Source organism: Kineococcus indalonis, from assembly GCF_009906395.1.
Taxonomy (GTDB): Bacteria; Actinomycetota; Actinomycetes; order Actinomycetales; family Kineococcaceae; genus Kineococcus; species Kineococcus indalonis.
This window is the reverse complement of record NZ_JAAALM010000181.1, coordinates 1-7,097: the sequence shown is the minus strand read 5'-3', so window position 1 is coordinate 7,097 and position 7,097 is coordinate 1. Positions and strand designations below refer to the sequence as shown.

The window sequence follows — 7,097 nt, the reverse complement described above, 5'->3', positions numbered from 1 at the left end:
GCCCGCAGCGCCGGCCGCGGCGCCGGCGTGCCGGCCGACGCGCCCGCCGCGGGCGAGCTGGCCGAGCGCATCCGCAGCGGCGTGCAGGCGGCCAAGGCCGCCCAGCGCTCCGTGGAGGAGCTGGCCGCCGAGACCGCCCGCCGCGAGGCGGCCCTGGACGCGGCGGTGGAGCAGCTGCGCGACCTCGGCCTGGACGAGGCCTCCATCGAGGCGGCCCTCGGCGAGGACGCCGCCGCCCCGCGCGGCCGGCACGCCGGCCACGTCGCCGCCCCCGGCGCGACCGGCGCCGCCGGCGCGCAGGAGACCGAGCGGCTCGGCGCGCAGAACTGACGCCCCCGCGCCGGCACCCCGGCGCGAGCGCCCCCGCGACGGCCCCGGAGCAGCCCGCTCCGGGGCCGTCGCCGCGCCCGCGGCCGGCCCGCCGCGCACCCCGGGCGGGCGGCGCACCGTGCGCGAACTCACGCCGGTCCGGCGGCGCCGGCGGGCCCGGTCGCGCGGGGGCGGCCGCTACGGTCGGTGGCTGGGAGGCGCCGGCGGTCCGCCGGCCCGAGGCACCGGCCCGGCCGGGTGAGGAGATCGGGATGAGCGCCGACAGGGGCGTGCACGTCGTCGAGCCGCGCTACGCGCGGACCTGGCTGCTGGTCAACGCCGCGCGCCCGGAGCTGTTCGACGGGGCGGCGCGCTCGCGCGCGGACCAGGTCGTGCTGGACGTCGAGGACGCCGTGGACCCGCGCCGCAAGGACGCCGCGCGCGCCGACGTCGTGGAGTGGCTGCGCGCCGGCGGGCGCGCGTTCGTGCGCATCAACGACGTGACCACCCCGCACTGGCGCGACGACGTCGAGCAGCTGCGCGGCACCCCGAACCTGCTGGGCGTGGTGCTGGCCAAGACGGAGGCCGCCGAGCAGGTCACCGACACGTTCGAGGCGCTGGGCGGGCAGACGCCCGTGGTGGCGCTGGTGGAGTCCGCGCTGGGCATCGAGGAGGCCCGCGCCATCGCATGCGCGCGCGGGGCGTTCCGCCTGGCGTTCGGCTCGGGCGACTACCGCCGCGACACCGGCGCCAGCGCCGACGACCTGGCGATGGCGTACCCGCGCAGCCGCCTGGTGGTGGCCAGCCGCATCGGCGGCCTGCCCGGCCCCGTGGACGGCCCCACCGTCGGCGGCGGGCACCCGGAGCTGCGGGAGAACTCCTCGGTGGGCGTCTCGCTGGGCATGATGGGCAAGCTGTGCCTGGACCCCGACCAGGCCTCGGTGATCAACGAGGTGATGAGCCCCACGGCCTCGGACGCCACGTGGGCGCACGACGTCATCACCCGCTTCGAGGAGAGCGGCGGCGTGGTGCGCGACGGCTCGGACCTGCCGCGCCTGGGCCGGGCGCGGCGCATCCAGGAGCTCGCGCAGGCGTTCGGCATCCAGCCGCTGTGAGCGCCCCCCGGCCGCGGTGAGCGCCGGGGCGGGCCGGTCCCCCCGGCCGCGCCCGCCCCGGTGCCTCAGTCCTCCGCGCTGAACGCGGAGGCGTCCACGCGCACGACCTGCCCCTGGCCGGTCTCGCCGGTGGCGGCGGCCCACAGGCTGCGGGCGGTGGCGTGCAGGGCCCCGTCGGCCCAGCGCAGGCCCAGCGGCATCGTCACCCGCGCCGTCGAGCGCTGCCCGTCGGCGTCGACGCGCACGATGCGCCCGATGGCCGTCAGGTCGGTGTCCGGGCCGGGCCCCTCGGGCGGCAGGCCCGCCAGCACCTCGGAGACGTACAGCGCGCCGTCGTCGCCGACGGCCACGCCGGTCGGCCCGTCGAAACCGCTGACCTCCTCCAGCAGCTCCCCGGAGACCGGGTCCACGACGTAGACGCGGCCCTCGCCGGGCACCTCCCCGGACAGCCCGGAGACGTACAGGTTCCCGTCCGGTCCCCACGCCAGGCCGGTGGGCACCGCGTCGCACCCGGCGTGCTCGGGGTCGTTGTTCTCGGCGCCCTCGCACGCGCCGGTGGTGACCAGGTCGGGGACGAAGAACGAGCGGACGGTGCCGTCGCGGTCCACGGACAGCACGGCGTTCGCGCCGGCGTCGGCGACGTACGCGTACGCCGTCCCGCCGCCGCGGCCGCCGAGGACGGCGAACGGGTTGCTCAGGGCGTCCAGCGCCTCGCCCGCCTCGTCGAACTGCCGCTGCCCGTCGGGGTTCTCGGCCAGCTCGTGCGCGGCCAGGTCCGCCAGGGGCCGCGGGCCCACGCCGGGCGAGGAGACGTGCAGGGTCGAGGAGCCCGGCCCCTCCCCCTCGCCGGTGACGGTGAGCAGCTCGGTGGCGGTGCGGTCCACGCCGGTGGGCGCGGTGAAGCCCGCCGCGCGGACGCTGGGGCCGGAACCGCCCGGCACGACGCCGCTGACCTCCCCGCTGGCGTTCTCGGCGGCGTAGAACTTGCCGTTGCGGTACGACAGCCCGATCGGGTCGTCCAGGCCCTGCGCGACGACCCGCACGGGGTCGCCGTGCTCGTCGTGCGGTGCGGCGCCGGCGGCGGGCGCGGCCAGGCACGCGCCGGCCGCCAGCGCGGCGGTGATCACGGATGTTGCCCTGAGACGGTGCGTCATCGGGTCCTCCCACCCTGACCGGGATCCCCGTCGACCCCGTCCGGCGCCGGAGGCTACTCCCGACCCGCGCAGCGGCGCCAGGGTCCCCTACCGGGGGACGGGGCCCCGGGGGAAGACCCGCGCGGCCGGGACGTCAGGAACCGCCCTCGCACGTCAGGAACCTGCTCGGACCGCGCGGGCGCGCCCCCGGCCGCGGGCGGCCCTGCCAGCATCCCCGGGACGGCGCGCGGGAGCGTCCGCGCGGTCGTGACCGGGCATCGAGAAGGGCCGACATGCGTACAGCAGGGACGACGGGAAGGGTGACGGGCGGCCGGGTTCTGCGGCGCCTCGCAGCGGCCGGGGCGGCCGGCGCGCTGCTCGCGGTCACTCTCCCCGCGGGCGTGGCCGCGGCGGACAGCGCGGACAGCACCGTGCAGCGCCACGGGCACGGGGCCAGGACGTGGACGGTGAAGCCGGGGCAGTCGATCCAGGCCGCGGTCGACAGGGCCAGGTCCGGCGACACCATCCAGCTCGCGGCGGGCACCTACCGCGAGGCCGTGTGCGTCGTGGGCAAGGGCCTGACCGTCAAGGGCGCCGGGCGCGAGCGCACCACCATCACCTGGCCGGAGTGGAACACCGTCGCGGACCTGCCCGCGGTGAGCTCCAACCCCTGCCTGGAGGCGCAGAACACCGCCGACGCCGAGGACCTGAACACCACCCTGGCCGACAACGTGTCCGGGTTGTTCTTCCTGAACCCCGACCGCCCCGTGAAGGTGCGCGACCTCGCCACCCGCAACCACCCCGCCAACGGCATCGTCACCTGGGGCGCGCACGGTTTCGAGGTCAAGGCCACCAGGGGCACCGGCCACGAGCGGTACGGCATCCTGGCCGCGGACTCCACGGACGTCTCCATCAAGGACAACGTCGAGGTGGGCGTGGTGCGCGGCGGCGACGTCCTGGGCGGCACCGCGGGCATCTCCGTGGGCGACTCCGCCCACGCCGACGCCACCGTGGCGGGCAACACCGTGAAGAACTACAACATCGGCGTGTTCGCCCGCGAGGCGCGCACCGGCGTCATCAAGGGCAACACGATCAGCGGCAACTGCGTGGGCGTGCTCGTCTTCGACGACTCCGCCACCGAGATCCCGGACACCTCCCGCCACGTCGTGGGCGGCGACTGGTCGGTGAAGGGCAACCACGTCGCCGACAACACCCGCTACTGCGTCGTGGGCCGCGACGGTTCCCAGCTCGTCTCGGGCACCGGCATCGCCGTCACCAACGCCGACCACGTCAACGTCTCCGGCAACACGCTGACGGGCAACGTGCCGGTCGTGCCCGCCGGGCAGGCGCCGACGAACTTCCCCTCCGGCGGCGTGTCCCTCATCAGCTTCGACTCCCCGCCCGGCACCAACCCCGCCGGCGCGGTCCCGCCCGGCAAGGTCGAGCACGTCACGGTGAAGGGCAACCGCCTGAAGGGCAACGCCCCCACCGACGTCTTCGTCAGCCAGCCGAACCCCTACGCCCCGCTCATCCAGGGCCCCGGCGAGGGCATCGTCATCAAGGGCAACCACTGCGGTTCGAACAGCGCCCTGCCCATCGAGCGCTGCGCCTGACGCTCCGGCAGCCACGGGAGCGACCCCGCCCGGTCCACCGGGCGGGGTCGTGCGCGTCCGGGGCCCCGCCCCCAGCGACCGGCCCCGGCGACCGGGTCTCAGCGACCGGCCGCGTCCTCGTGCGCGGCCAGGACGCGCCGGGCCAGCTCCGCCAGCGCCCGGCGCACGGGTTCCGGCGCCGTCACCCGCACCTGCGCACCCAGCGCGAGCAGCCGCCCGGCGGCCACCTCGACGTCCTCCAGGCCGACCTCCACGCGGCGCCAGCCCTGGCCGTCGGGTTCCCCCGCACCGGCCAGCGCCTCGGCGGCCACCTCCACCCCCAGCACCGCCGGCAGGGCGCGCACCCCGCGCGGGGACAGCAGCGCGCTGACGCGCACGCCCCGCAGGGAGCGCTCGAACGCCGCGGCCGAGGCCGCCCACCAGGCGGCCAGGTCGAAACCCCCCGGCCGCTCGAACCGGCCGGGCAGCAGCCGCGCACCGCTCAGGCGCCCGGCCCGGTAGGTGCGCACCTCGCCCCCGCTGAGCGCCACCAGGTACCAGACACCGGCCTTGAGGACCAGGCCGAGGGGTTCCAGGACCCGCTCGAGGGGGTCGGCGCCCGGGGCGCGCCGGTGCTCCAGGCGCACCGGCCGCTGCTCCCACACCGCCCGCGCCAGCACCGCCAGGTCCGGGGTGTCGTCCTCGTCGCGGAACCAGCCGGGCGCGTCCAGGTGGAAGCGCTGCGCCAGCACGGCGGCGCGCTCGCGCAGCTCCGCGGGCAGGGTGGCGGCCAGCTTGGCGTGCGCGGCGGCCACGGCCCCGCCCAGCCCGAGCGCGGCCAGCGCCCGCGGCGCCCCCAGCGCCAGCAGCGCCACCGCCTCGCGCGAGGTCAGCCCGCCCAGGTCGGTGCGCCACCCGTCGACCAGCCGCACCCCGCCGCCGCGCCCGCTCTCCGTCCAGATCGGCACGCCCGCCGCGCGCAGCGCCGCCACGTCGCGGTGCGCGGTGCGCACCGACACGTCCAGCGCGCGCGCCAGCTCCGGCACGGTGGCCGAGCGGCGCCGCTGCAGGTGCATCAGCAGGGCCACCAGCCGCTCGGAGCGCGCTTCGGGGGGCACGGGGCCATCGTGCCGCGCAACCCTGACGGCGGCTGTCAGGTTTCGCCGCGACGCTGGTGCCGTGACCACCGAGCAGCGCCCGACGACCAGCCCGACGACCAGCCCGACGACCAGCCCGAGCGCGGGCTCCTGGGACCCCCCCGACCTCTCCGGCCGCGTCGCCCTCGTCGCCGGCGCCACCCGCGGCGCCAGCCGCGCGATCGCGGTGGAGCTCGGCCGCGCCGGCGCCACGGTGTGGGTGAGCGGGCGCTCCAGCGCCGCCGGCCGCTCGGAGGTGGACCGGCCCGAGACGATCGAGCAGACCGCCGCGCTCGTGGACGCCGCCGGCGGGCGCGGCGTGCCCGTGCGCTGCGACCACCTCGACCCCGCGCAGGTGCGCGACCTCGCCGCCCGCCTGGACGCCGCGCACGGCCGCCTGGACGTCCTCGTCGACGGCGTGTGGGGCGGGGACCACCTGCTGGGCTGGGGGCAGCCGGTGTGGGAGCACGACCTGGGCGCCAGCCTGCGGATGCTGCGCCTGGGGATCGAGTCGCACGTCGTCACCGCCCACGCCCTGCTGCCGCTGGTGCTGCGCCGCCCCGGGGGGCTGGTGGTGCTCATGACCGACGGCACCGCCGAGCACAACTCCCGCTACCGCACCGGCACGACCCTGGCGTTCCACGTGGCCAAGGCCGCCGCGCACCCGCTGGCCACGGCGCTGGCCGCCGAGACCGCCCCGCACGGCACCACCGCCGTCGCCCTCACCCCCGGCTGGCTGCGCTCGGAGGCGATGCTGGACACCTTCGGCGTCACCGAGGAGGACTGGCGCGGCGCGCTGGCGCAGGAACCGCACTTCGCGATCTCCGAGTCGCCGGTGTTCGTCGCCCGGTGCGTGGCGGCGCTGGCCGCCGACCCGCAGCGCGCCCGGTTCAGCGGGCGCACCCTGGACTCCGGTTCCCTGGCGCGCGAGTACGGCGTCGACGACGTCGACGGCAGCCGCCCCGACGGGTGGCGGTACGTGGCGCAGGTGCAGGAGGCCGGCGGGCCGGCCGACACCACCGGGTACCGGTGACGGGCCCGGGCCCGGGCCCGAACCGGTGCTGCGCGGTGCGGGCGGGCCTCAGCCGCCCAGGTGGCTGATCGCGAACGCCACGAGGAAACCCAGCGTCGTGATGAGCCCGGTGTAGACCTGGGTGCGCTCGAACGCCTCGGGGATCATCGTGTCGGCGATCATCGTGAGGATCGCCCCGGCGGCCAGCGCGGTGATCGCGGCGATGACCCCCGGCGAGGCGGGACCCAGCGCGGCGTACCCCACCGCCGCGGCCAGCGCGCTGACCAGCGCGATGCCGCCCCACACCCCGAACACGTACCCGGCGCTGCGCCCGGAGCGCTTCATGCCCGCCACGCTGGACAGCCCCTCGGGCACGTTGGAGATGAACACCGCCGCGACCACCGCCGTGCTCACCCCGCCGCCGCCCAGCAGGCCCACGCCCAGCACCACCGACTCCGGGACGCCGTCCAGCAGCGCCCCGATCGCGATGGCCGCGCCGCTGCCGCCCTGCTCGGACTCCGAGGGCTGCTGGTCGCCGGAACGCTTGCGGTGCCGGGCGCCGCGCCGGGCCAGGGCCGAGTTCGCCGCCACGTACACCAGCGCGCCGACCAGGAAGCTGACGGTCGTGGTCACCAGGCCGCCGGTCTCCACGGCCTCCTGGGCCAGGTCGAACGCCAGCGCGGAGATGAGCACGCCCGCGCCGAACGCCATGACGGCGGCGACCACCTTCGAGGGCACGGTGATGAACCAGGCGAGGGCCGCACCGATCACCAGCGCCGCCCCGCCCAGCAGCCCCCACG

6 protein-coding genes and 1 pseudogene are annotated in these 7,097 nt (G+C 77.5%); 4 read left to right on the top strand and 3 right to left on the bottom strand.

Annotated features, from left to right (window positions below; translation table 11 throughout):
* Together GTR00_RS10660 and GTR00_RS10655 are read left to right on the top strand one after the other, a co-directional pair.
* Positions 1-330, top strand: a pseudogene (locus tag GTR00_RS10660) (MFS transporter); the annotation flags it as partial.
* Between the two features lie 251 nt (positions 331-581).
* Positions 582-1,424 (top strand): HpcH/HpaI aldolase/citrate lyase family protein, encoded by an 843-nt coding sequence (locus GTR00_RS10655; RefSeq protein WP_166611602.1) that lies wholly within the window; start codon positions 582-584, stop codon positions 1,422-1,424.
* 65 nt (positions 1,425-1,489) lie between these two features.
* On the opposite strand, the gene GTR00_RS10650 is transcribed toward GTR00_RS10655, so the two are convergent.
* Positions 1,490-2,551 carry a ScyD/ScyE family protein gene (locus GTR00_RS10650; protein ID WP_166611601.1) on the bottom strand — a complete coding sequence of 354 codons (1,062 nt, stop codon included), beginning with the start codon at positions 2,549-2,551 and terminating at the stop codon, positions 1,490-1,492.
* Positions 2,552-2,958: 407 nt separating this feature from the next.
* On the opposite strand from GTR00_RS10650, the gene GTR00_RS10645 reads away from it, so the two are divergent.
* Entirely contained in the window at positions 2,959-4,170 is a 1,212-nt protein-coding gene (locus GTR00_RS10645; protein WP_166611600.1) for a right-handed parallel beta-helix repeat-containing protein, read from the top strand.
* Positions 4,171-4,268: 98 nt separating this feature from the next.
* Here the strand turns inward: GTR00_RS10645 and GTR00_RS10640 are convergent, their stop codons facing one another.
* On the bottom strand, positions 4,269-5,267 hold the full coding sequence (locus GTR00_RS10640) for a helix-turn-helix transcriptional regulator (protein WP_323132390.1): 999 nt from the start codon (positions 5,265-5,267) through the stop codon (positions 4,269-4,271).
* A gap of 61 nt (positions 5,268-5,328) precedes the next feature.
* Between GTR00_RS10640 and GTR00_RS10635 the strand changes: the two genes are divergently transcribed.
* Positions 5,329-6,318 (top strand): SDR family oxidoreductase, encoded by a 990-nt coding sequence (locus GTR00_RS10635; protein WP_166611599.1) that lies wholly within the window; start codon positions 5,329-5,331, stop codon positions 6,316-6,318.
* Positions 6,319-6,366: 48 nt separating this feature from the next.
* Here the strand turns inward: GTR00_RS10635 and GTR00_RS10630 are convergent.
* A partial coding sequence (locus tag GTR00_RS10630) for a ZIP family metal transporter (RefSeq protein WP_166611598.1) occupies positions 6,367-7,097 on the bottom strand: 731 nt, incomplete at its 5' end.